This is a genomic window from Streptomyces sp. NPDC059649 (assembly GCF_042734445.1).
Lineage (GTDB): Bacteria > Actinomycetota > Actinomycetes > Streptomycetales > Streptomycetaceae > Streptomyces.
The window spans coordinates 24,231-45,771 of sequence record NZ_JBHWDV010000037.1 but is presented as its reverse complement, the minus strand read 5'-3'; the positions used below and the strand labels follow the sequence as shown (position 1 = coordinate 45,771).

Genomic DNA, 21,541 nt, shown 5'->3' with positions numbered 1-21,541 from the left:
ATGCAGCATGGGCCGGTGGGTGTGCCACGCGCCCGTGCCCCGGCCGCGCGGGGTGCGCTGCCGGGGCCCGGGTGGTGGCCGTCGGGGGTCAGGCCTTGGCGGGACCGAAGGCGGGGATGACCGAGCCGTCCTTGTACTTGTCCTCGATGAACTTCTTGACCTCGGGGGAGTTCAGGAGCTTGGCCAGCTTCTTGATCCGCGGGTCGTTCTCGTTGCCCTTCTTGACGGCGAGGAAGTTGGCGTAGGGGTTGTCCTTGGCCTTCTCCAGCGCGAGGGCGTCCTTGGAGGGCTTGAGGTGGGCGCCGATGGCGAAGTTGCCGTTGATGACGGCGGCGTCGACGTCGTCGATGCGCGGCGCGGTCTGGGCGGCCTCCAGCTCGGTGATCTTGACGCCCTTGTCGTCCTTGACGTCGGTGAGCTTGGCGTCGGCGCCGACGCCGGGCTTGAGGGTGATCACGCCGTTGTCGGCGAGCAGCTTGAGCGCGCGGCCCTCGTTGGACGGGTCGTTGGGGACCGAGACGGTCGAGCCGGCCTTGAGGTCGGAGAGCTTGTGGATCTTCTTGGAGTACAGGCCGAGGGGCTCGATGAGCACGTTCTGGACCGGCACGATGTGGGTGCCGTTCTCCTTGTTGAAGGTGTCCAGGAAGGGCTTGTGCTGGAAGAAGTTGGCGTCGACCTGGCCGTCGTCGGTGACCTTGTTGGGGATCTTGTAGTCGTTGAACGGCTTGACGACGAGCTTGAGGCCCTCCTCGGCCGCCAGCTTGTTCTTGACGAAGTCGAGGATGGTGGCGTGCGGGGTGGGGCTCGCGGCGACGACGAGGGGGGCGTTCTTGTCGCTCTTGTCGCTGCTGGCGGTGGTGTCGGAGGGCGCGGAGCAGGCGCTCGCGCCCAGGGCGACGGCGGAAGCGGCGGCGACGGCCACGGTGATCTTGACGGTGTTGCGCACGAAGAGTGCCTCTTTCTTGTTCCCACACGGAGTGTCCGTGTGCTGTCCGCCCGGCAAAGGGTCCGGGCTCTCGGGTGGTGCGGGTGACGCGGGTGGTTCGTGGGGTCAGGCGGCCTCGGTGACGGCCGCCGGCTCCTCGGTGCGGGCGCGGCGCAGGCCGACGCGTACGGGCGAGGAGGGGCGGGTGCCGCGACCGGCGAGCCGGCGGACGATCAGGTCACCGAGCAGCTGGACGAGGGTGACCAGGACGATCAGCTCGACGACGGTGGTGATCATCAGGGCGGTCTCGTACTGCTGGTAGCCGTAGGTGTAGGCGAGGTTGCCCAGTCCGCCGCCGCCGACCGCACCGGCGATCGCGGAGTAGCCGATCAGCGTGATGACGGTGGTGGTGACGGCCGCGACCAGCGCGGGCAGCGCCTGCGGCAGCAGCACCTTGAAGATGATGGTCCAGGTGCCGCCGCCCATCGCCTGGGCGGCCTCCACCAGGCCGTGGTCGACCTCGCGCAGCGCGGCCTCGACGAGGCGGGCGAAGAACGGTATGGCGGCGATGGCGAGCGGGACGACCGCGCCGGTGGGGCCGATGGAGACGCCGACGACGAGCCGGGTGAAGGGGATCAGCACGACGATGAGGATCAGGAACGGGAAGGACCGTCCGATGTTCACGATCGCGCCGAGGACCTTGTTCACCACGACGTTCTGCAGCAGGGCGCCGCGGTCGGTCAGATGCAGCAGCACGCCGGCCGGGATGCCGAAGAGCACCGCGTAGAACGTCGACCACCACACCATGAAGAGGGTGTCGAGCGTGTTGTCGTAGAGCAGCGGCTGCATCTCGGTCCAGCTCACTTGGCACCTTCCTTGAGGAGCGGGGCGGCGGCGGGCGCCGGGACGGCCACGGCGGCGGTGTCGGGGGCGAGGTCGGCCACGTCGGCGACGTCGACCTGGAGGCCCTGCTCGCGCAGGAAGCCGATCGGGACGACGTTCTCCTCGAAGCGGCCGGGCAGTTCGATCCGCATCCGGCCGATCTGCTTGCCGCCGACGGTGTCCATGGCGGCGCCGAGGATCGAGATGTCGACGTTGTAGGTGCGCGCCAGCTCGGAGATCACCGGGCGGGTGGCGGCCGAGCCGTGGAAGGTGACGTCGACGACGGTGCGGTCGTCGCCCGAGGGCTCGCCGCCGACCGGGAAGAGCTCGCGGGCGAGCTCGGAGCCGGGGGTGGCGAGCAGTTCGGCGACGGTGCCCTGCTCGACGACGCGGCCGTTCTTCATCAGCGCGGCCGAGTCGCAGATGGTCTTGACGACGTCCATCTCGTGCGTGATGAGGACGATGGTCAGGCCGAGTTGGCGGTTGAGGTCGCGCAGCAGCGTCAGGATGGAGCGGGTGGTCTCCGGGTCGAGGGCGCTGGTGGCCTCGTCGGAGAGCAGCACCTTGGGGTCGCCGGCCAGGGCGCGGGCGATGCCGACGCGCTGCTTCTGGCCGCCGGAGAGCTGGGCGGGGTAGGCCTTGGCCTTGTCGGCGAGGCCGACCAGGTCCAGCAGTTCCAGGGCCTTGCGGGAGCGTTCGCGGCGGTCGACCTTGAGGATCTCCAGCGGCAGTTCGACGTTGTCCTGGACGGTGCGCGAGGACAGCAGGTTGAAGTGCTGGAAGACCATGCCGATGTGGCTGCGGGCGGCGCGCAGTGCGGCGCCGGCGCGCTGGCCCCGCCCGGCGAGGGCGGTGAGGTCCTGGCCGGCGACGGTGACCGTGCCGGAGGTGGGTCGCTCCAGGAGGTTGAGGCAGCGGATGAGGGTGGACTTGCCGGCGCCGCTCTGGCCGATGACGCCGTACACCTCGCCCTCGCGGACGTGCAGGTCGACGCCGTCCAGGGCGGTGACGTCGCGGTCTCCTGAACGGTAGACCTTGGTCAGGCCCGTTGTGGTGATCACAGGGAATTCCGTCACTGTCGAGTGCTCGGCGGGGTCGCCGCCGGGCACGGGGCATTCTTGCGAGTGCGGCAGGGGGGAACGGGAGCGGTGGCGGGCGCGGGGCCCGGCTCCTGGTTCCGGTGACGCGGGGCGGCCGGCGCGGTCGGGGACCGGTGCACGGCATGGGTCTCGCTTCGGGGCGCGAGGCTCAGGCGGGGGCCCTCAGCGGTCACACATTCGACACATGCAACGAGCACCGGGCGTCAGGTTCGCCTCGGTCGCAGGGGTGCGGTTGCTCGTCGTGGTCATGGCGGCAAGTAAACCAGACGGCTGTGCGGGCCGATCAAACCTGTCCGGATTGCGGACAGGACCGACCGGCCCGTGGACAGCGCCTCATCCGGCCAGGGTGATCTCCATCGTCCCGTCCGTGGCCTGCGCGGATACCGCCGACAGATCGGGGACGACGACATCGGCGAGGAGCTCGGCGGCCGGGTGGGTTGTGGTCAACGCCACGGTGGTCATGCCGGCCGCGCGGCCCGCCGCCAGCCCGGCCGGGGCGTCCTCGAAGACGACGCAGCGGGCCGGGTCCACGCCGAGCCGGCGGGCGGCCAGCAGGAACGGCTCCGGGTCGGGCTTGCCGCGGGTGATGTCGTCGGCGGCTATCAGCTTCTTCGGCCGGATGCCGACCTCGCCGAGGCGGGCCTCGGCGAGCCGCCGGGTGGCGGAGGTGACCACCGCCCACCGCTCGGCGGGCAGGCCGTCCAGCAGGGCGCGGGTGCCGGGCAGCAGCGTCACTCCCCCGGCGACGTCCTCGACCTCCAGCTGTTCGATCCGCGCCAGCGCGCCGGGCACCTTGCCGGCCGGGAGCAGGTCGGCGGCGATCTCGGCCGCCGGGCGGCCGTGCAGCTCGACCCCGGCGAAGTCCTCGGGGGCGATGCCGTACTCCTGGGCCCAGCGGGTCCAGCAGCGGTGGACGGAGTCGAGGGTGGAGATCAGGGTGCCGTCGTTGTCGAAGAGGAGCGCGTCCGCGTGGATCTTCATGGGGACCGAGCGTATGTGCGGTCCAGGGGCGGGCGCATCGGGCTTTTCGGCCCGTAATAGGGTCTCGGCATGCTTGATGCCCTGACGGTCGCGATCGGCGTGGCCGCGCTCGCGCTCGCCGCCTGGTGCGGTTTCGCCGCCTACCGGGACCAGCGGACCATGGACTGGCACTTCATCGGTATGGCCGTGGTGTCGCTGCTCGCCGTGGTGCAGCTGGTCGTCGGCATCGTCCAGCTGGCGCGCGGCGAGCAGCCCGCGCAGGGCACGACGATCTTCGTGGCGTATCTGCTCGGCGCGTTCGCGTGTGTTCCCGCCGCGGGCTTCATGTCCCTTGCGGAGCGCAGCCGTTGGGGCTCGCTGACGGTGTCCGCCGGCGGCGTGGTGCTGGCCGTGCTCGAGGTGCGCCTGTTCGACATCTGGGGAGGCTGACATGACGGCATCCGGGGAAGCCGAGGTGACGGCGACCGACCGCACCGCCGGGGAGGGGGCGCCGGGCACCCGCCGGAAGCTGATCAGCGGCCCCGGGATCCTGCTGGTCTGGCTGTACGGCGTGATGGTCGTCGGAGCCGTGTCGCGCTCCGCCTTCCAGATCGCCACGGACTTCGACCGGGCCCCGCTGGCGTACGCGCTCTCCGCGCTCGCCGGGCTGGTCTACGGCTTCATCACCTACTCGCTGGTCCGCGGCGGCGACCGGGCCCGCCGGGCGGCGCTGGTGTGCTGTGCGGCGGAGCTGGTGGGCGTGCTGACCGTGGGCACCTGGACGCTGGTGGAGCCGTCGGCGTTCCCCGACGCCACGGTCTGGTCGGACTACGGCATGGGCTACCTCTTCATCCCGGTCCTGCTGCCGGTCACCGGGATGCTGTGGCTGCGCCGGGCGCGCACGGCGTAACGGCCGCCTTCCGGCAGGGACGGCACGAACGGCCGGCCGGCGGTGGACGGGCCCGCCCCCACGCGGGCCCGTTCCCCTTCCGAGCCGCTACGCCTGGGCCACGAACTCCTCGGCCGCGGCCTCCTTCTCCAGCGTGACCAGGCTCAGCCGCCGGCTGAGCTGCTCGGTACCCACGGGCGCGTAGCCGTGGCTGCGGTACAGCCGGAGATTGCCCTCGCTGCGGTGGCCGGTGAAGAGGCGGAAACGGGTGGCCGAGCGCTCCTCGGCCAGCCGCTGCTCGACCGCGGCCAGCAGCCGGCCGCCGAGGCCGTGCCGCTGGAGCCGGGGGTGCACGATGAGCTTGGCTATCGCCGCGGTGCCGGCCGCGTCGACGGTGCCGCGCACGGATCCGACCACCTCGTCGCCCAGCCGGGCCACCAGCACGCAACCCTCGCTCAGTTCGGCGCGCAGTGCGGCCAGCGTCTGGGTGAGCGGCTCGATGCCGTAGTCGTCGTACAGCGCGGCCTCCGACTGGTAACAGAGGTACTGCAGTTTGAGGATCTGCTCGGCGTCCTCGTCGGTCGCCGCAGAGATGGTCACGCTCGTGCCCATGCGCGTATGCCTCCCCTTATTCGGTTGGCCCGGGCGCGCGAGGGTGAGAGGGGTGTGCGCCCGGACGTGGTGCCCTGACTTCCGGACTCCCCGGAATGTGGCGGCGGCAATCGCCGCCGGGAGCATTCTGCGCAGGCAATTGGGGCAAGCGGAACGGACCGGCACCGAGCTCTTCTGTGACATTCCCAACTCAGATGAGAGTTCGGGGGAGGTCAGGGGCCCGGTGCCGGGCGGTGGCGGGCGGCCGGTCAGCCCGTGCGGAACTCGGCGGCGGCCAGTAGCGCGGTGTCCGGGTTGTCGGAGAACAGCCCGTCGATGCCGGTGCCGAGGTACGCCTTGAAGACGCCGAGGGAGTCGCCGTAGGCGTCGGGGTCGGTGCCGCGGCGGTAGTCGGCGGGCAGGAACGTGTTCTCGTTACGGACCGTGTACGGGTGCAGGACCAGCCCGGCGGCGTGCGCGTCCTTGACGACGGAGGTGGGCGTGCCGAGCTTGCCGTCCTTGTCCCGCGGGATGATCACGGTCAGGTCCGGGCCGATGCCCTCGGCGAAGCCGGCGATCCACTTCAGACCCTCGGGCGTGACCAGGTCGGCGACGGTGCGCGGGTCGCCCGCCTCGGTGAAGTCCCAGGGGCGGTCCTTGAGCGTGCCCAGCAGGACCACCTTGGGGCAGTCGACGAGCTCGCCGAGGCGCCGGATGCTGCTGGGCTCGAAGGACTGCAGGAAGTTCGGGGAGTTGCGGCGGTGCCGGCCGTGGGCGCGCAGGGCCTTGGCGAGGCGCTCCTCCAGGCCGAGGCCGAGCTTGCGGAAGTAGGTGGGGTGCTTGGTCTCGATGTGCAGCCAGACCCGGCGGCCCCGCTTGCGGCCCTCCCGCTCGGCCCACTGCAGGACCTCCTCGAAGGTGGGCACCTGCCACCGGCCGTCGTAGAGGGTGTTGTGCTGGCGGGTGCCCGGTATGCGCTCCTTGGCGCGCAGGGTCTTGAGTTCGGCGAGCGTGAAGTCCTCGGTGAACCACCCGGTCAGCTGCTGGCCGTCGACGGTCTTGGTGGTCCTGCGGTCGGCGAACTCCGGGTGCGCGGAGACGTCGGTGGTGGCGGTGATGTCGTTCTCGTGCCGGCAGACCAGATGGCCGTCCTTGGTGGGCACGAGGTCCTGCTCGATGACGTCCGCGCCCATGTCGAGGGCGAGTTGGTAGGAGCCGAAGGTGTGCTCGGGGCGGTAGCCGCTGGCGCCGCGGTGGCCGACGATCAGCGGGACCGGCAGTTCCCGGCCCGCGGTGCCGGGCCCGGCGGCGCTCGCCTGCCCGGCCCCGCCGAACACCGCCGCCCCCGCGCCGAGGGCCGCCGCCCCCAGCACCGTCCGCCGTCCCGGCTGCTGCCGCTTCTGCATACCCACGCTCCTTGTTGTGCGTCGTATCGTGCGTTCCGGGCGCTTCAGTACTTCCGGGTGCTTCCGGGCGCTTTCCGGGTGTTTTCCGGTCCGCGCCGAGGCGTGTTGCAAGGGCGCCCACGGAACCGGGCCGATCGTAGGCACGGACGGGTCATGCCGGGGAGACGCACGACGACTTCGGGGGGAACATGGTGGTAACACACGTCAACCGTGAGTCAACTGTGCGTATCGACCTCATGAACCCGATGTGCGCGCGGGAATGACCCGCGAGTATCGTCCTGGGCTGCAGAGTTCTGCGCCCGCTTGACCCTGACCGGCCAGCCACGACCCGGAGGACCCGTTGTCCCGCATTGTGCTCAAGGCGATTCTCGGATTCGTCATGCGTGTCCTTTACCGCCCGAAGGTCGAGGGTATGGAGCGCATTCCGGCGACCGGACCGGTGATCCTGGCCGGCAACCACGTCACCTTCGTCGACTCGCTGTTCCTCAGCCTGGTGGTCAAACGGCCGGTGTACTTCATCGGCAAGGACGAGTACGTCACCGGCACCGGCATCAAGGGCCGGCTGATGGCGTGGTTCTTCACCAGCGCCGGCATGATCCCGGTGGACCGGGACGGCGGCCACGGCGGGGTGGCGGCCCTGATGACCGGCCGCCGGGTCCTGGAGGAGGGCAAGGCGTTCGGCATCTACCCCGAGGGCACCCGCTCCCCCGACGGCCGTCTCTACCGCGGCCGTACCGGTATCGCCCGGCTCGCCCTGATGACCGGCGCGCCCGTCGTCCCGTTCGCGATGATCGGCACGGACAAGGTGCAGCCCGGCGGCAAGGGCCGGCCGCGGATCGCCCCGGTCACCATCCGCTTCGGCGAGGCGCTGGACTTCTCCCGGTACGACGGGATGGACCGCGACCGCTATGTCCTGCGGGCCGTCACCGACGAGGTGATGAGCGAGGTCATGGAGCTGTCCGGCCAGGAGTACGTCGACATCTACGCCACCAAGGCCAGGGCCGCTGCCTGAGCCGACGCCTCCGACACGACGGTCACCGGGCCCCGTCCGCAGCTGCGGGCGGGGCCCGTGGTGTGTCAGCAGGGCACCCGGAAGCCGCCGGGGGCGCGCTGGCCCTCGGCGCCGCCGGTCAGCGCGGTGCGCAGCGCCGCCTCGGGGCGCGGCACCACACTGCCGTCCTGGAGCAGTTGCTGGCGCTGGGTGACGGTGCCGGTGCGGGCGCCGCGTGCGTCGGCGTTCTTGACCGCGACCCGGTTGAGCGGGGCGGGCACCAGCCGCTTGCGGGTCCGTACGAAGGCGATGAAGCTCTCGAAGTCGCGGGTGTGCCGCACGGGTGCGGTGAAGCCGGTGAAGGCGCTGAAACCGTCCTGGTTGATGAGGGTGTAGGAGGGCGCGGCGAGGCGGTAGCTGCGCTCGAGGTCGAGGGCGGTGCCGTCGATGAGGACGTCGGCGGGGTCCACCCGGCGGCCGACCCTGCCGGCGGCGTCGAAGGTGTAGCGGACGTTGGCGGAGACGGCGAGGGGTGAGAAGCCGAGGCCGCCGCCGGGGGTCGGCGCCCACTGTTCCTCCAGGGCGTCGTGGATCTGCCGGCCGGTGACGGTGACGGTGACGATCGGGTCGCCGAAGCCGACCGCGTTCCAGGCCTGGGCGAAGGTGACGGTGCCGTCCGCCTCCTCGTCACGGATCAGGTCCCCGGCGATCACGGCCTGGCCGACGCGCGGGGCGACCGCGATGACCGCGAGGTCGGCGGGGGTGTCAGGGTGCTCGGCCGGGTCGGCCATCGGGCCGGGCGGCTGCCGGCCGGCCCACAGGGCCCAGTCGGCGACGAGGTTGCCCATGGTGGACTCCCCCAGCGCGTTGCGGCGCCGGGTGAAGGAGGCGGTCTGGGTGCCGATCTTGGTGCGGGCCCGCCGGCTGCCGTAGCCGGCCCAGTAGGAGGCGATGGACCGCAGGTCCGGGTCGGGCGCCACATCGCGGGTGTTGGGGTGGTTGACGGAGGTGGTCAGCTCCCGGACGACGGCCCCGGTGTCCGGGTCGAGACGCAGATTGATCTCGTTGATGATCTGGCCGTAGCAGCCGGCCTCGACGAAGGGGCGGGGCTCGCCGTCGGGGTCGGGCAGCATCATGGTGAAGGCGCAGTGCCAGTGGCCGGTGACGATGGCGTCGATGTCCGGCGAGGCGCGCAGCGCCAGTTCGTAGGCCGGTCCGGAGGGGTTCTTGCCGCTGGAGAAGTCGCTGCCGGCCACCGCGCCGTCGTGCATGCTCAGCACGATCGCGTTGACGCCGCGTGACTTCAGCTCGGCGGCGCAGCGGTTGGCGGTCTCCAGCTCGTCCAGGGTGCGCAGGCCGGGCTGGTAGGAGCCGGGGAAGGACTCGGTGCCGATGGCGGTCAGATGGATGAAGCCGATCGGCAGCCGGCGCCCGCGGCCGGCGTCCACGTGCACGATGTTGTACGGCGGAAGGACGCGTTCGCCGGTGGCGTTCCACACCATGTTGGCGCTGTAGTACGGGAAGTCCGCGCCGCGGAAGCGGCGTCCGGTGGAGTCCTTGAAGTCGTCGTCGCGCCCGGCGGTCGGGAAGGCGTCGCCGTCCTCCATGTGCGAGGTCAGGAAGCGCGCGGACTTGTCGAATTCGTGGTTCCCGGCGGAGGCGAAGTCCAGGCCCATGGCGTTGAGCGCCTCGATGGTGGGCTCGTCGGCGAAGGCGGCGGCGTCGAACTCCCAGCCGGAGAAGAGGTCGCCGGGGGCGAAGAAGAGCGAGTTGCGGCGGCCGTCGCGCAGCCGCTCCAGGTGGGCGGCCATGTAGGCGACGCCGCCCACGGTGTAGGTCTTCCCGCCGGCACCGGTGATGACGGAGTGGGCGCCGGGCGCGCCCTGCAGATAGCCGTGCAGGTCGGTGATGTTGAGGAGCTGGACGTCGACGTATTCGTCGGCGGTGGCCGCGTCGCGGGCGTGGCCGGTGGCGTAGGCGTTGCTTCCGATGGCGCTCGCGGTGGCCAGGGCCCCCGCGGCGGTGAAGAAGGACCGTCGTCCGATGTCGCGCACTGCGTCACTCTCCTGAGCGGGCCGTCCGTAGGGGGACGACCGGAGAGTCAAACGAGCCGCGCCTGACGGCCGGTCACCAGCGCGCGTACCGGGCGTGAACGGGCGGGGGACAGTCGCCCCCAGGGCGTGTCCCGTGGATCATCGCGGGTGCGGGGCGGGGTGATCCATCAGACACGCCCTGGGGCGGGGGTGCGACCGCCGTCCGGCGGAGCGGAGGGGCGTGCGGCGGGGTTACCGGCTGTCGGCGAGTTCCTGGCCGCGGAGCAGGAACCAGGCGGCGACCGCCGCGGCGAGCAGTACGCCGGAGGCGACCGCGGCCGCGGCGTCCACGCCGCCCACGAAGGAGTGCTGAGCCGCCCTCATCAGGGCCGCGCCCTGGTGGGAGGGGAGCTGGACGGCGGTCTCGACGGCGCCGCCGAGCGATTCCCGGGCCGCGCCGACGGCGTGCTCGGGGATGCCCGCCGGGGCGGGGAAGCCGCGGTAGATGCTGGTGACGATGGAGCCGAGCAGGGCGATGCCGAGCGCGGCGCCCAGTTCGTAGGCGGTCTCGGAGACCGCGGAGGCGGCGCCGGCCTCCTCCTTGGGGACGCTGGAGAGGATGACGTCGGCGGTGACGGTGAAGGAGAAGCCGGCGCCGACGCCGACGACGAAGAGGATGACGCACATCGCGGCGGTGCCGGTGTCGCCGTGCAGGGTGGTGCAGCCGGCCAGCGCGATCCCGACCATGGCCAGGCCGCCCGCCACCACGATCCGTACGGACAGCTTGCGGGCGACCCATCCGGCGGCGAGGCCGGCGCCCACCGCGCCGACCGCGGCCGGGAGTTCGACCAGTCCGGCGTTGAGCGGCGAGCGCAGCTGCACCATCTGGAGGAACTGGGAGAGGAAGAAGACCAGTCCGGACAGTCCGAGGATGGTCAGCAGGTCGGCGAGGACGGCGCCGGAGAAGCCCCGGTGGTGGAAGAGCTTCATGTTGAGCAGCGGGGATTCCAGGGTGAGCTGCCGGCGGACGAACACGACGAGGGCGAGGACGCCGAGGACGGCTGTCACCGCGACGTCCCAGCGGTAGCCGTCCACCGCGGCTTCCTTGATGGCGTAGACGACGCCGACGATGCCGACCAGGGTCAGCAGGACGCTGGGGATGTCCCAGGGGCCGGGGTCGGGGTTGCGGGACTCGGGGATCACCTTGGCGCCGACCACGACCAGCAGCAGCATCACCGGCAGGTTGATGAGGAAGACCGAGCCCCACCAGAAGTGGCCCAGCAGGAAGCCGCCGAGGACCGGGCCGACGGCCATGCCGGCCGAGGCCATCGCGCCCCAGATGCCGATGGCCAGGCTGCGTTCCCTGGGGTCGTGGAAGAGGTTGCGGATCAGCGCGAGGGTGGCCGGCATCAGGGTGGCGCCGGCGACGCCCTGCAGTGCCCGGGCGGCGATCATCATCTCCGGGCTGGTGGAGTAGGCGGCGAGCACCGACATCGCGCCGAACGCGACCGAGCCCATCAGCAGCAGTTTCTTGCGTCCGATGCGGTCGCCGAGGCTGCCCATGGAGACCAGCAGGCCGGCGATGACGAAGGAGTAGATGTCGCCGATCCACAGCAGTTGGGTGCCGGACGGGCGGAGGTCCTCGCTGAGGAAGGGGGTGGCGAGGCCGAGGACCGTGGCGTCGACGCCGACCAGCAGGACGGCCAGGACCAGGACGGCGAGCGCGAGCCAGCGTCCGGGGCGGGGCTGGTCGTCCACATGGGCCGAACCGGCCCGGCCTGACGCTATGGTCTCGGTCATTTCTCCATGCTCCGTCGGATGCCACCGAGCAGCAGCTCGGCGATCGAGTGGGTGAGGTCGTTGCGGGCGACCCGTCCTTCGTGGACGGCCCAGGCGCCGGCGCCGATCAGGCCGTAGAAGGCCTCGGTGAACCAGGCGGCGCTCAGGTCGAGGCGGAAGTCGCCGTCCTCCTGGCCGCGCCGGAAGAGGGCGGTGATGCGGGCGTCGAGTTCCGCCCAGCCGGCGTTGATCTCGCCGTCCTCGAAGAGCTGGTTCTCGGTGAAGAGGAACGCGAGGACGGCGGCGACCGGTTCGGCCTCCCGGATCAGCCGGCGCAGCGCGCCGGGGGCGTCGCCGTCGTCGAGCCGGGCGGTGTCCATCGCCTGCGTGAACCGGGCGATGCCGTGTTCTTCGAGCGCTCTGATCAGGGCGTCCCGTCCGGCGAAGTGCCGGTGCAGGGTGGCCCGGCTGATGCCGGCGGCCCGGGCGATCTCGTCCATCGACGTCGACGCCCGGCGGGTCAGCAGCGCGGCGGCTTCCTTGAGTACGCGTTCACGATCCACGGCCATGAGACAGAGGATAGCCGAATGAGACATTGATGTCTCACCAGAGGCATTCATGCTGCACGCACGGCGGCCCGTACCCGGATGTCCTCCGGGTACGGGCCGCCGATACGGATCCGTGCCGTTGCCTACTTCGGCTGCTTGGCCGCCGCCCACTCCTGCTGCCCCACCAGGTCGGCACGCATCTCGGCGAGCTGGACCGCCACCGCGGCGGGCGCGGTGCCCCCGCGGCCGCTGCGCGCGGCGAGCGCGCCGGGGACGTTGAGCACCTCGCGGACCTCGGGGGTCAGATGCGGCGAGATCTTGGCGAACTGCTCGTCGGTGAGCTGGTCCAGCTCGATGCCGTGCGCCTCGCACTCCTTGACGCAGCTGCCGGCGACCTCGTGCGCCACCCGGAACGGCACGCCCTGCTTGACCAGCCACTCGGCGATGTCGGTGGCGAGCGAGAACCCGGCCGGGGCCAGCTCCGCCATCCGCTCGCGGTGGACGGTCAGGGTGGCCATCATGCCGGTGAACGCCGGGAGCAGCAGCTCCAGTTGGTCGCAGGAGTCGAAGACCGGCTCCTTGTCCTCCTGCAGGTCGCGGTTGTACGCGAGCGGCAGCGCCTTGAGCGTCGCCATCAGGCCGGTCAGATTGCCGATCAGGCGGCCGGACTTGCCGCGCGCCAGCTCCGCGATGTCCGGGTTCTTCTTCTGCGGCATGATCGACGAGCCGGTGGAGAAGGCGTCGTGGAGGGTGACGAAGGAGAACTCCTTCGTGTTCCAGATGATGACCTCCTCCGCGATGCGCGAGAGGTTCACCCCGATCATCGCGGTGATGAACGCGAATTCGGCGACGAAGTCGCGGGAGGCGGTGCCGTCGATGGAGTTGCCGGCGCTGCCGCGCTCGAAGCCGAGGTCCCGGGCCACCGCCTCCGGGTCGAGCCCGAGGGACGAACCGGCCAGCGCGCCCGAGCCGTACGGCGAGACGGCGGTCCGCTCGTCCCACTGCCGCAGCCGCTCGGCGTCCCGGGACAGCGACTGCACATGCGCCAGCACGTGGTGCGCGAACAGCACCGGCTGGGCGTGCTGCAGATGCGTACGGCCCGGCATCGCCACGTCCGGGTGGGCCTCGGCCAGGCCGATCAGCGCCTCCTGGAGGTCGGCGATCAGTCCGCCGATGATCCGGGCGTGGTCGCGCAGGTACATCCGGAAGAGGGTGGCGACCTGGTCGTTGCGGGACCGGCCGGCCCGCAGCTTGCCGCCGAGGTCCGGGCCGAGCCGCTCCAGCAGCCCGCGCTCCAGGGCGGTGTGCACGTCCTCGTCGGCGACGGTTCCGGTGAACGAGCCGTCGGCGACGTCGGCTTCGAGCTGGTCGAGCCCGGCGATCATCCGCGCCAGTTCGTCGTCGCTGAGCAGCCCGGCCTTGTGCAGGACCCGGGCGTGCGCCCGCGAGCCGGCGAGGTCGTACGGCGCGAGGCGCCAGTCGAAGTGGACGGACGCCGACAGCTGGGCCAGGGCCTCGGCGGGACCGTCGGCGAACCGAGCGCCCCAGAGCCGGACGTCACCGCTGTTGCTGCTCACTGCTGCTCCTCGCAAGGGGTGGGATGTGCGGCCGCCTCCCCACCGCTGGGCGGGGAGGCGGCCGTGGTACGGAGTGTCGCCGGGCCAACGAGCCGGGCTCCGGCCGGGTCGCGTCGGGTCACGCCCGCAGTTGACGCCGCGCCGCGATCTTGCTGGACATGCCGAAGAGCTCGATGAAGCCCTTCGAGAGCGACTGGTCGAAGGTGTCGCCGGTGTCGTACGTCGCCAGGTGGAAGTCGTACAGCGACTGGTCGGACTTCCGGCCGGTGACCACGGCGCGGCCGCCGTGCAGCGTCATCCGGATGTCGCCGGACACGAACCGGTTGGCCTCGTCGACGAAGCCGTCCAGCGCCCGCTTGAGCGGTGAGAACCACAGGCCGTCGTAGACCAGCTCGCCCCAGCGCTGCTCGACCTGCCGCTTGTAGCGGGCGAGTTCACGCTCGACGGTGACGTTCTCCAGCTCCTGGTGGGCGGTGATCAGCGCGATGGCGCCGGGCGCCTCGTACACCTCGCGGGACTTGATGCCGACGAGACGGTCCTCGACCAGGTCGATCCGGCCGATGCCCTGGGCGCCGGCCCGCTGGTTGAGTTCCTTGATGGCCTGCAGGACGGTGACGGGCCTGCCGTCGAGGGCGACCGGTGCGCCCTCGTGGAAGGTGATGACGACCTCGTCGGCCTCGCGCGGGGTGGCCGGGTTCCGGGTGTACTCGTAGACGTCCTCGATGGGCGCGTTCCAGATGTCCTCCAGGAAGCCGGTCTCCACGGCCCGCCCGAAGACGTTCTGGTCGATGGAGTACGGCGACTTCTTGGTGGTGGCGATCGGGAGGTTCTTCTCCTCGCAGAAGGCGATCGCCTTGTCCCGGGTCATGGCGTAGTCACGGACCGGGGCGATGCACTTCAGGTCGGGGGCGAGGGAGGAGATGCCGGTCTCGAAGCGGACCTGGTCGTTGCCCTTGCCGGTGCAGCCGTGGGCGACGGTGGTGGCGCCGTGCTTCCTGGCGGCGGCCACCAGGTGCTTGACGATCGCCGGCCGGGAGAGCGCGGAGACCAGCGGGTACCGGTCCATGTACAGCGCGTTGGCCTTGATCGCCGGGAGGCAGTACTCGTCGGCGAATTCGTCCCTGGCGTCCGCGACCTCGGCCTCGACCGCGCCGCAGGAGAGCGCCCGCTTGCGGATGACGTCCAGGTCCTCGCCGCCCTGACCGACGTCCACGGCGACGGCGATGACCTCGGCGCCCGTCTCCTCGGCGATCCAGCCGATGCAGACGGAGGTGTCCAGGCCTCCCGAGTAGGCGAGTACGACGCGCTCGGTCACGGGTCTCTCCTTACCTGCATTCTTCGATAGGCATAAGTATGCACTCCACCGTATGTTTCGTCAATGAACGGGGGAATGACCAGGTCAGCGAAGTGCGGTCGACGAGGGGCGGAGGAATCAGCCGCATACCGAACCCCCTCAGAGTCCTTTCTCCAGCACCTCGATCAGCACGGCGACATGACTGAGCGGGAGCTCCTTCGTCGCCGTCAGCAGCGTCAGCGGGCCCTCGTCGGCGAGCCCCCGCAGCCGCTCCAGCGCCGCCCCGACCGCCTCCTCCCGCGCCAGCTCCGCGCGGTACCGCTCGGCGAACCGCTCGAACCGCCCCTCTTCATGTCCGTACCAGCGCCGCAGCTCCGAGGAGGGCGCCACTTCCTTGCACCACTCCGTCAGCCGCGCGTCCTCCTTGGACAGCCCGCGCGGCCACAGCCGGTCCACCAGCACCCGCGCCCCGTCCGCCTTCTCGGCCGGCTCGTACACCCGCCGCGCCCGGATCCCCGCACCGTCGGACATTTCACCCATACCCCCATCGAAACACGGAAGCCACCACCCCGCCGCGAGACCGGGAAGCGCCCCTCGGGGACCCCGCTTTGGAATCACGGCCCGGGACAGGGTATTTTTCTTCTGCACGCCCCGGCCGGGACCACTCCGGCCGGCCGCAGCACCGGGACGTGGCGCAGCTTGGTAGCGCACTTGACTGGGGGTCAAGGGGTCGCAGGTTCAAATCCTGTCGTCCCGACGGTGCAAAGGGCCCAAGGCCCGAGGAAAGGCCCTGCCGCACTTCTGTGCGGCAGGGCCTTTTGCCATGCGGGGGCGCTCTTCTCTCATGCCACAGCAAGCGCCCCTGCTTTTCTTTTGCCGCCCTGCTTTCTTTTGCCGCCTCTTCTCCGCGCGACCGCCGCTTTCTCTCCGTGCGACGTCCGCGCCGCACGCCGGGGAATTCTCCTCCTTGAGTGGGCGACTCCCGCTGCGCCGCCGATATCACCCGTACAGCCTCACAGCACGGACCGATCGCCGGCTCAACTGGCGCACCGAACACGGCGGAAGCAGCCTGGTGGCGGGCGGGCGGCTGCAAGGGCTGCCCGTCGGACGGGGGGCCACCTCGTTCCCGTTGAACAGGAGAAAGCCATGGCCTACGCACCCGACAAGGATGCCGAATTCTTTTCCGCGATCACGGAGGTATTTGAGAAATACCCCGACACGGCACAGCGCTACGCTCTCGCGAACCTCGATCTGGAGCACCAGCACGGAATCGACTTCGCAGAGAAATACGCGGTCCGGCGCTTCGAGGGAAACCGGGTCGTCACCGAGTTCCACGACCGTAGGACCGACCCGCCGGTGGTCCGCGCCCGGCTGTGCGATCTGTGGGAGAAGCGCGGCGACCAACTGGTGTGCGTGTCGTGGCACGAGGCGAAGGTGTAGAGGGAACGACCGCCGGCACCTCCCTGTGCTCCCGCCGGTGAGGCGGGAGACGGTTCAGCGGGCTTTCTGGGCCAGGCGGAGCAGGTGGTCGGCGAGGGCCTGGCCGCCGTGCGGGTCGCGGCTGATGAGCATCAGGGTGTCGTCGCCGGCGATGGTGCCGAGGATGTCGTGCAGCTCCGCCTGGTCGATGGCGGAGGCCAGGAACTGGGCGGCGCCCGGCGGGGTGCGCAGCACGACGAGGTTGGCGGACGCCTCGGCGGAGATGAGGAGTTCGCCGGAGAGGCGACGCATCCGCTCCTCCTTGGCGGACTCGCCCAGCGGGGCGCGCGGCTTGCGGTCGCCGCCCTCGCTGGGCACCGCGTAGATCAGCTCGCCACCGGTGTTGCGGATCTTCACCGCGCCCAGTTCGTCCAGGTCGCGGGAGAGCGTCGCCTGGGTGACGGACAGGCCGTCGTCGGCGAGCAGCTTCGCGAGCTGGCTCTGGGAGCGCACCGGCAGCCGGTTGAGGATGTCCACGATCCGGCGGTGGCGGGCGGTGCGGGTCTGCGGTACGGCCTGACCGCCGTTGTACGCCTCGTTGTCCTGCGGCTCGCTCATCGGTCTCGTCAGTCTCCGGATCGTTGTTCCCCGTCGGCCCCTTGGCGGACCGTGCTGAGGACGGCGGGGAGCCTCCGCAGGAACGTGTCCGCCTCGTCGTCGGAGACGATCAGCGGCGGGGCGAGCCGGATGACGTCCGGCGCGACCGCGTTCACCAGGAGACCCGCGTCCTGAGCCGCCTGCTGCACGCGTGGCGCGAGCGGCTCCGTCAAGACGATACCGAGGAGCAGGCCCGCGCCGCGGACCTGACCGACCATCGGGTCGCCCAGCGCCTCGATCCCGTCCCGCAGCCGCTCGCCGACGCGCTTGACGTTCCCGAGGATTCCGTCCGCCTCGATGGTGTCGAGGACGGCGAGGGCACCGGCGCAGACGACTGGGTTGCCGCTGAACGTCGAGCCGTGCGACCCGGGGGTGAGCAGGCCGGCGGCGGGGCCGAAGGCGAGCGTGGCGCCGATCGGCAGGCCGCCGCCGAGGCCCTTGGCGAGGGTGATGATGTCCGCCTCGACGCCCTGCGCCTGGGACTCCAGCCAGTGCCCGGTCCGGCCGATGCCGGTCTGGATCTCGTCCAGGACGAGCAGGGTGCCGGTGGCGGCGGTGATCTCGCGGGCGGCCCGGAGGTAGCCGGGCGGCGGTACGACCACGCCGTTCTCGCCCTGGACCGGCTCCAGGACGACCAGGGCGGTGTCGGTGGTGACGGCGGCCCGGAGCGCCGCCACGTCGCCGTACGGGACGTGGGTGACGTCTCCGGGGAGCGGGGCGAACGGGGCCTGCTTGGCGGGCTGGCCGGTGAGCGCGAGGGCGCCCATGGTGCGGCCGTGGAAGCCGCCCTCGGTGGCGACCATGTGGGTGCGCCCGGTCAGCCGGCCGATCTTGAAGGCGGCTTCGTTGGCCTCGGCGCCGGAGTTGGAGAAGTAGACCCGGCCGGGACGCCCGCCGGCCAGCGCGAGCAGCCGCTCGGCGAGGGCCACGGTGGGCTCGGCGACGAAGAAGTTCGAGACATGGCCGAGGGTGGCGATCTGGTCGGACACCGCGCGGACCACGGCGGGGTGGGCGTGCCCGAGGGCGTTGACCGCGATACCGCCGAGGAAGTCGAGGTACTCCTTGCCGTCGGCGTCCCACACCTTGACGCCCTCGCCGCGGACGAGGGGGACGCGCGGGGTGCCGAAGTTGTCCATCATGGCGCCCTGCCAGCGCCGGGTGAGGCCCTCGTTGGTCAACGGGCCCTGATCGTGCGCCTCCTGGCTCATGACTCCCCCTCGGTTTCCGCGTCCGGCACGACCATCGTGCCGATTCCTTCGTCGGTGAAGATCTCCAGCAGGATCGAGTGCTGGACCCGCCCGTCGATGACCCGGGCGGTGCGCACGCCGTTGCGCACCGCGTACAGGCAGCCCTGCATCTTCGGCACCATGCCGCTGGCCAGGTCGGGCAGCAGCTTCTCCAGTTCGCCGGCGGTCAGGCGGGAGATCACCTCGTCGCTGTTCGGCCAGTCCTCGTAGAGGCCCTCGACGTCGGTGAGGACCATCAGCGTCTCGGCGCCGAGGGCGGCGGCCAGGGCGGCCGCGGCGGTGTCGGCGTTGACGTTGAAGACGCCCGAGGCACCGGAGGCACCGGACGCACCCGGCTGTACGTCCTCCTCGTCGTTGCTGCGGGCGATGGAGGAGATGACCGGGATCCGGCCGTCGTCCAGCAGCGCCTGGACCGCGCCGGGGTCGATGTCGGTGATCTCGCCGACCCGGCCGATGTCCACCCGCTCACCGTCGATGTCGGCGTAGTGCTTGGTGGCGGTCATCAGATGGGCGTCCTCGCCGGTCATGCCGACGGCGAGCGGACCGTGCTCGTTGAGCAGCCCGACGAGCTCGCGCTGCACCTGGCCGGCCAGCACCATCCGGACCACGTTCATCGCCTCGGGGGTGGTGACCCGCAGGCCGCCCTTGAACTCCGACGACAGGCCGAGCAGGTCCAGATGGGCGCTGATCTGCGGGCCGCCGCCGTGCACGACGACGGGGCGCAGTCCGGCATGCCGCAGGAAGACCACGTCCTGGGCGAAGGCGCGCTTGAGCTCCTCGTCGACCATCGCGTTGCCGCCGAACTTGATGACGACGGTCTTGCCGTGGTGCCGGGTGAGCCAGGGCAGCGCCTCGATGAGCGTGCGGGCCTTGGGCAGCGCGGTGTGCTTGCGGGTAGTGGTCATGACGAGTACGCGCTGTTCTCGTGGACGTAGTCGGCGGTGAGGTCGTTGGTCCAGATGACCGCGGACTCGGTGCCGGCGGCGAGGTCGGCGGTGATCCGCACCTCCCGGTAGCGCATGTCGACCTGGTCGCGGTCCTCCCCCACCGAGCCGTTCTTGCAGACCCAGACGCCGTTGATGGCGACGTTGAGCTGGTCCGGCTCGAAGGTGGCGGCGGTGGTGCCGATGGCGGAGAGCACCCGGCCCCAGTTCGGGTCCTCGCCGTGGATGGCGCACTTGAGGAGGTTGTTACGGGCGATGGAGCGGCCGACCTCGACGGCGTCCGCCTCGCTCGCGGCGTTGATCACCTCGACCTTGATGTCCTTGCTGGCGCCCTCGGCGTCCCGGATCAGCTGCTGGCCCAGGTCGTCGCAGACGGTCCGTACGGCGGCGGCGAACTCCGCGTATTCCGGGGCCACTTGGGAGGCTCCGGAGGCGAGGAGGAGGACGGTGTCGTTGGTGGACATGCAGCCGTCGGAGTCGACCCGGTCGAAGGTGACCTTGGTGGCGTCCCGCAGGGCCCGGTCCAGGACGTCACCGTCGAGGTCGGCGTCCGTGGTGAGCACGACGAGCATGGTGGCGAGGCCGGGCGCGAGCATGCCGGCGCCCTTGGCCATGCCGCCGACGGTCCAGCCGTCGCCCTGGTGGACCGCGGTCTTGTGCACGGTGTCGGTGGTCTTGATGGCGATGGCGGCCTTCTCGCCGCCGTGCTCGGAGAGCTGCGCGGCGGCGGTCTCGATGCCGGGGAGCAGCTTGTCCATGGGGAGCAGGACGCCGATCAGGCCGGTGGACGCGACGGCCACCTCGCCCGCGCTCAGGCCGAGGACCTCGGCGACCTTCTCGGCGGTGGCGTGGGTGTCCTGGAAGCCCTTGGGGCCGGTACAGGCGTTGGCCCCGCCGGAGTTGAGGACGACGGCGGAGACCGCGCCGCCCTTGAGGACCTGCTCGGACCAGAGGACCGGGGCGGCCTTGACGCGGTTGGAGGTGAAGACGCCCGCGGCGGCCTGACGGGGCCCGTTGTTGACCACGAGGGCCAGGTCCGGGTTCCCGCTGTCCTTGATCCCGGCAGCGATCCCCGCCGCCGTGAACCCCTTGGCTGCCGTCACACTCACTGTGTCTCCTTGTTCGCTCCGCCGCGGAAGCGGCTCATGTCACCGTCGCCCGCGCAGCGCAGCGGCGCGGCTTTCGTCGTCAACTGCGGCCCGGCGGCTGCGCGCGCTCCCCCAGCTACCGCTGGGCGGGACCCCCAGCTCACGGCGCGACTCCGATCGTCGAGAGCCCCGTGGTCTCGTCGAGACCGAGGGCGATGTTCATGGACTGGACGGCACCGCCGGCGGTGCCCTTGGTGAGGTTGTCGATGGCGCTGATCACGATGATGCGGCCGGCGGCCGCGTCGTGCGCGATCTGGATCTGGACGGCGTTGGAGCCGTACACGGCCGCCGTGGCCGGCCACCGGCCCTCGGGCAGGAGGTGCACGAACTGCTCGTCGGCGAAGGCCTTCTCGTAGGCGGCGCGGAGGGACTCCCCGGTGACACCGTCCTTGGCCTTCGCGCTGCACGTGGCCAGGATGCCGCGCGGCATGGGCGCCAGGGTGGGCGTGAAGGAGACCGAGATCCGCTCGCCCGCGACCGCGCTGAGGTTCTGGATCATCTCGGGGGTGTGCCGGTGGCCGCCGCCGACGCCGTACGGGGACATGGAGCCCATGACCTCCGAGCCGAGCAGGTGCGGCTTGGGGGCCTTGCCGGCGCCGGAGGTGCCGGAGGCGGCGACGATCACGGCCTCGTTCTCGGCGAGCCCCGCGGCGTACGCCGGGAAGAGGGCCAGCGAGACGGCCGTCGGGTAGCAACCGGGCACCGCGATGCGCTGGGACCCGGCAAGCGCCGCGCGGGCACCCGGCAGTTCGGGGAGCCCGTAGGGCCAGGTCCCGGCGTGCTCGCTGCCGTAGAAGGCCTGCCAGTCGCCGGCGTCCTTCAGCCGGAAGTCGGCGCCCATGTCGACGACGAGGACGTCCGGGCCGAGCTGCTCGGCGACGGCCGCGGACTGGCCGTGCGGCAGCGCCAGGAAGACGACGTCGTGGCCGGCGAGGACCTCGGGAGTGGTCTCGTCCAGGACGCGGTCGGCCAGCGGGAACAGATGGGGCTGGAGTGCGCCCAGGCGCTGCCCGGCGTTCGAGTTGGCCGTCAGCGCGCCGATCTCCACCTCGGGGTGGGCGAGCAGCAGACGCAGGACTTCACCGCCCGCGTACCCGCTCGCACCGGCCACTGCCGCTCGTACCGTCATGGACCCTCCTCGTTGATGGCAT

Annotated in this window: 21 protein-coding genes and 1 tRNA gene; 5 read left to right on the top strand and 17 right to left on the bottom strand. The window is 71.2% G+C overall.

Annotated features, from left to right (window positions below; genetic code table 11):
- Nucleotides 1-88 precede the first annotated feature (88 nt).
- From ACFV1J_RS29610 to ACFV1J_RS29595, 4 genes are all read right to left on the bottom strand, one after another.
- A complete protein-coding gene (locus ACFV1J_RS29610; protein ID WP_385863140.1) occupies nt 89-946 on the bottom strand; it encodes a MetQ/NlpA family ABC transporter substrate-binding protein in 858 nt (285 codons plus the stop codon).
- Between the two features lie 105 nt (nt 947-1,051).
- A complete protein-coding gene (locus ACFV1J_RS29605; RefSeq protein WP_385863138.1) occupies nt 1,052-1,789 on the bottom strand; it encodes a methionine ABC transporter permease in 738 nt (245 codons plus the stop codon).
- Nucleotides 1,786-2,868 carry a methionine ABC transporter ATP-binding protein gene (locus ACFV1J_RS29600; protein WP_385863136.1) on the bottom strand — a complete coding sequence of 361 codons (1,083 nt, stop codon included), beginning with the start codon at nt 2,866-2,868 and terminating at the stop codon, nt 1,786-1,788. Before ACFV1J_RS29600 ends, ACFV1J_RS29605 begins: the two co-directional genes overlap by 4 nt.
- A 372-nt stretch (nt 2,869-3,240) precedes the next feature.
- Nucleotides 3,241-3,888: an HAD-IA family hydrolase gene (locus ACFV1J_RS29595; protein WP_385863134.1), complete on the bottom strand. Its 648-nt coding sequence runs from the start codon at nt 3,886-3,888 to the stop codon at nt 3,241-3,243.
- 69 nt (nt 3,889-3,957) lie between these two features.
- Between ACFV1J_RS29595 and ACFV1J_RS29590 the strand changes: the two genes are divergently transcribed.
- Nucleotides 3,958-4,317 (top strand): hypothetical protein, encoded by a 360-nt coding sequence (locus ACFV1J_RS29590; protein WP_385863132.1) that lies wholly within the window; start codon nt 3,958-3,960, stop codon nt 4,315-4,317.
- A 1-nt stretch (nt 4,318) separates the two neighbouring features.
- Nucleotides 4,319-4,777, top strand: a complete 459-nt coding sequence (locus tag ACFV1J_RS29585; protein WP_385863130.1) for a hypothetical protein — start codon at nt 4,319-4,321, stop codon at nt 4,775-4,777.
- An 87-nt stretch (nt 4,778-4,864) separates the two neighbouring features.
- Here the strand turns inward: ACFV1J_RS29585 and ACFV1J_RS29580 are convergent, their stop codons facing one another.
- Together ACFV1J_RS29580 and ACFV1J_RS29575 are read right to left on the bottom strand one after the other, a co-directional pair.
- Nucleotides 4,865-5,368 (bottom strand): GNAT family N-acetyltransferase, encoded by a 504-nt coding sequence (locus ACFV1J_RS29580; protein ID WP_385863128.1) that lies wholly within the window; start codon nt 5,366-5,368, stop codon nt 4,865-4,867.
- A gap of 248 nt (nt 5,369-5,616) precedes the next feature.
- Entirely contained in the window at nt 5,617-6,753 is a 1,137-nt protein-coding gene (locus ACFV1J_RS29575; RefSeq protein ID WP_385863126.1) for a glycerophosphodiester phosphodiesterase, read from the bottom strand.
- A 340-nt stretch (nt 6,754-7,093) separates the two neighbouring features.
- On the opposite strand from ACFV1J_RS29575, the gene ACFV1J_RS29570 reads away from it, so the two are divergent.
- Nucleotides 7,094-7,765, top strand: a complete 672-nt coding sequence (locus ACFV1J_RS29570) for a lysophospholipid acyltransferase family protein (RefSeq protein ID WP_385863124.1) — start codon at nt 7,094-7,096, stop codon at nt 7,763-7,765.
- Nucleotides 7,766-7,830: 65 nt separating this feature from the next.
- Here ACFV1J_RS29570 and ACFV1J_RS29565 read toward each other — a convergent pair whose 3' ends face one another.
- The 6 genes from ACFV1J_RS29565 to ACFV1J_RS29540 all read right to left on the bottom strand — a co-directional run bounded on the left by ACFV1J_RS29565 (nt 7,831) and on the right by ACFV1J_RS29540 (nt 15,506).
- Nucleotides 7,831-9,798 carry a bifunctional metallophosphatase/5'-nucleotidase gene (locus ACFV1J_RS29565; RefSeq protein WP_385863122.1) on the bottom strand — a complete coding sequence of 656 codons (1,968 nt, stop codon included), beginning with the start codon at nt 9,796-9,798 and terminating at the stop codon, nt 7,831-7,833.
- A 231-nt stretch (nt 9,799-10,029) separates the two neighbouring features.
- Nucleotides 10,030-11,577, bottom strand: a complete 1,548-nt coding sequence (locus ACFV1J_RS29560) for an MFS transporter (protein WP_385863120.1) — start codon at nt 11,575-11,577, stop codon at nt 10,030-10,032.
- Entirely contained in the window at nt 11,574-12,125 is a 552-nt protein-coding gene (locus tag ACFV1J_RS29555) for a TetR/AcrR family transcriptional regulator (RefSeq protein WP_385863118.1), read from the bottom strand. The genes ACFV1J_RS29560 and ACFV1J_RS29555 overlap by 4 nt, the downstream gene beginning before the upstream one ends.
- 122 nt (nt 12,126-12,247) lie before the next feature.
- Nucleotides 12,248-13,681, bottom strand: a complete 1,434-nt coding sequence (gene argH, locus ACFV1J_RS29550) for an argininosuccinate lyase (RefSeq protein WP_385863116.1) — start codon at nt 13,679-13,681, stop codon at nt 12,248-12,250.
- Nucleotides 13,682-13,799: 118 nt separating this feature from the next.
- The gene (locus tag ACFV1J_RS29545) at nt 13,800-14,996 is read right to left on the bottom strand and encodes an argininosuccinate synthase (RefSeq protein WP_385863115.1); all 1,197 of its coding nucleotides are present in this window, start codon (nt 14,994-14,996) and stop codon (nt 13,800-13,802) included.
- 138 nt (nt 14,997-15,134) lie between these two features.
- Nucleotides 15,135-15,506 (bottom strand): DUF488 domain-containing protein, encoded by a 372-nt coding sequence (locus tag ACFV1J_RS29540; RefSeq protein WP_385863193.1) that lies wholly within the window; start codon nt 15,504-15,506, stop codon nt 15,135-15,137.
- A 152-nt stretch (nt 15,507-15,658) separates the two neighbouring features.
- On the opposite strand from ACFV1J_RS29540, the gene ACFV1J_RS29535 reads away from it, so the two are divergent.
- Together ACFV1J_RS29535 and ACFV1J_RS29530 are read left to right on the top strand one after the other, a co-directional pair.
- Nucleotides 15,659-15,732 (top strand) — tRNA-Pro (locus ACFV1J_RS29535).
- Between the two features lie 389 nt (nt 15,733-16,121).
- Entirely contained in the window at nt 16,122-16,415 is a 294-nt protein-coding gene (locus ACFV1J_RS29530) for a hypothetical protein (protein WP_385863113.1), read from the top strand.
- A gap of 54 nt (nt 16,416-16,469) precedes the next feature.
- Here ACFV1J_RS29530 and ACFV1J_RS29525 read toward each other — a convergent pair whose 3' ends face one another.
- From ACFV1J_RS29525 to argC, 5 genes are all read right to left on the bottom strand, one after another.
- Nucleotides 16,470-17,012 carry an arginine repressor gene (locus tag ACFV1J_RS29525; protein WP_385863111.1) on the bottom strand — a complete coding sequence of 181 codons (543 nt, stop codon included), beginning with the start codon at nt 17,010-17,012 and terminating at the stop codon, nt 16,470-16,472.
- Nucleotides 17,013-17,020: 8 nt separating this feature from the next.
- Complete coding sequence (locus ACFV1J_RS29520) at nt 17,021-18,259, bottom strand: acetylornithine transaminase (RefSeq protein WP_385863110.1); 1,239 nt, start codon at nt 18,257-18,259, stop codon at nt 17,021-17,023.
- Nucleotides 18,256-19,203: an acetylglutamate kinase gene (argB, locus tag ACFV1J_RS29515; RefSeq protein ID WP_385863108.1), complete on the bottom strand. Its 948-nt coding sequence runs from the start codon at nt 19,201-19,203 to the stop codon at nt 18,256-18,258. Before argB ends, ACFV1J_RS29520 begins: the two co-directional genes overlap by 4 nt.
- The gene (gene argJ, locus ACFV1J_RS29510) at nt 19,200-20,351 is read right to left on the bottom strand and encodes a bifunctional glutamate N-acetyltransferase/amino-acid acetyltransferase ArgJ (RefSeq protein ID WP_385863106.1); all 1,152 of its coding nucleotides are present in this window, start codon (nt 20,349-20,351) and stop codon (nt 19,200-19,202) included. Before argJ ends, argB begins: the two co-directional genes overlap by 4 nt.
- A gap of 139 nt (nt 20,352-20,490) precedes the next feature.
- Complete coding sequence (argC, locus tag ACFV1J_RS29505; RefSeq protein ID WP_385863104.1) at nt 20,491-21,519, bottom strand: N-acetyl-gamma-glutamyl-phosphate reductase; 1,029 nt, start codon at nt 21,517-21,519, stop codon at nt 20,491-20,493.
- Nucleotides 21,520-21,541 lie beyond the last annotated feature (22 nt).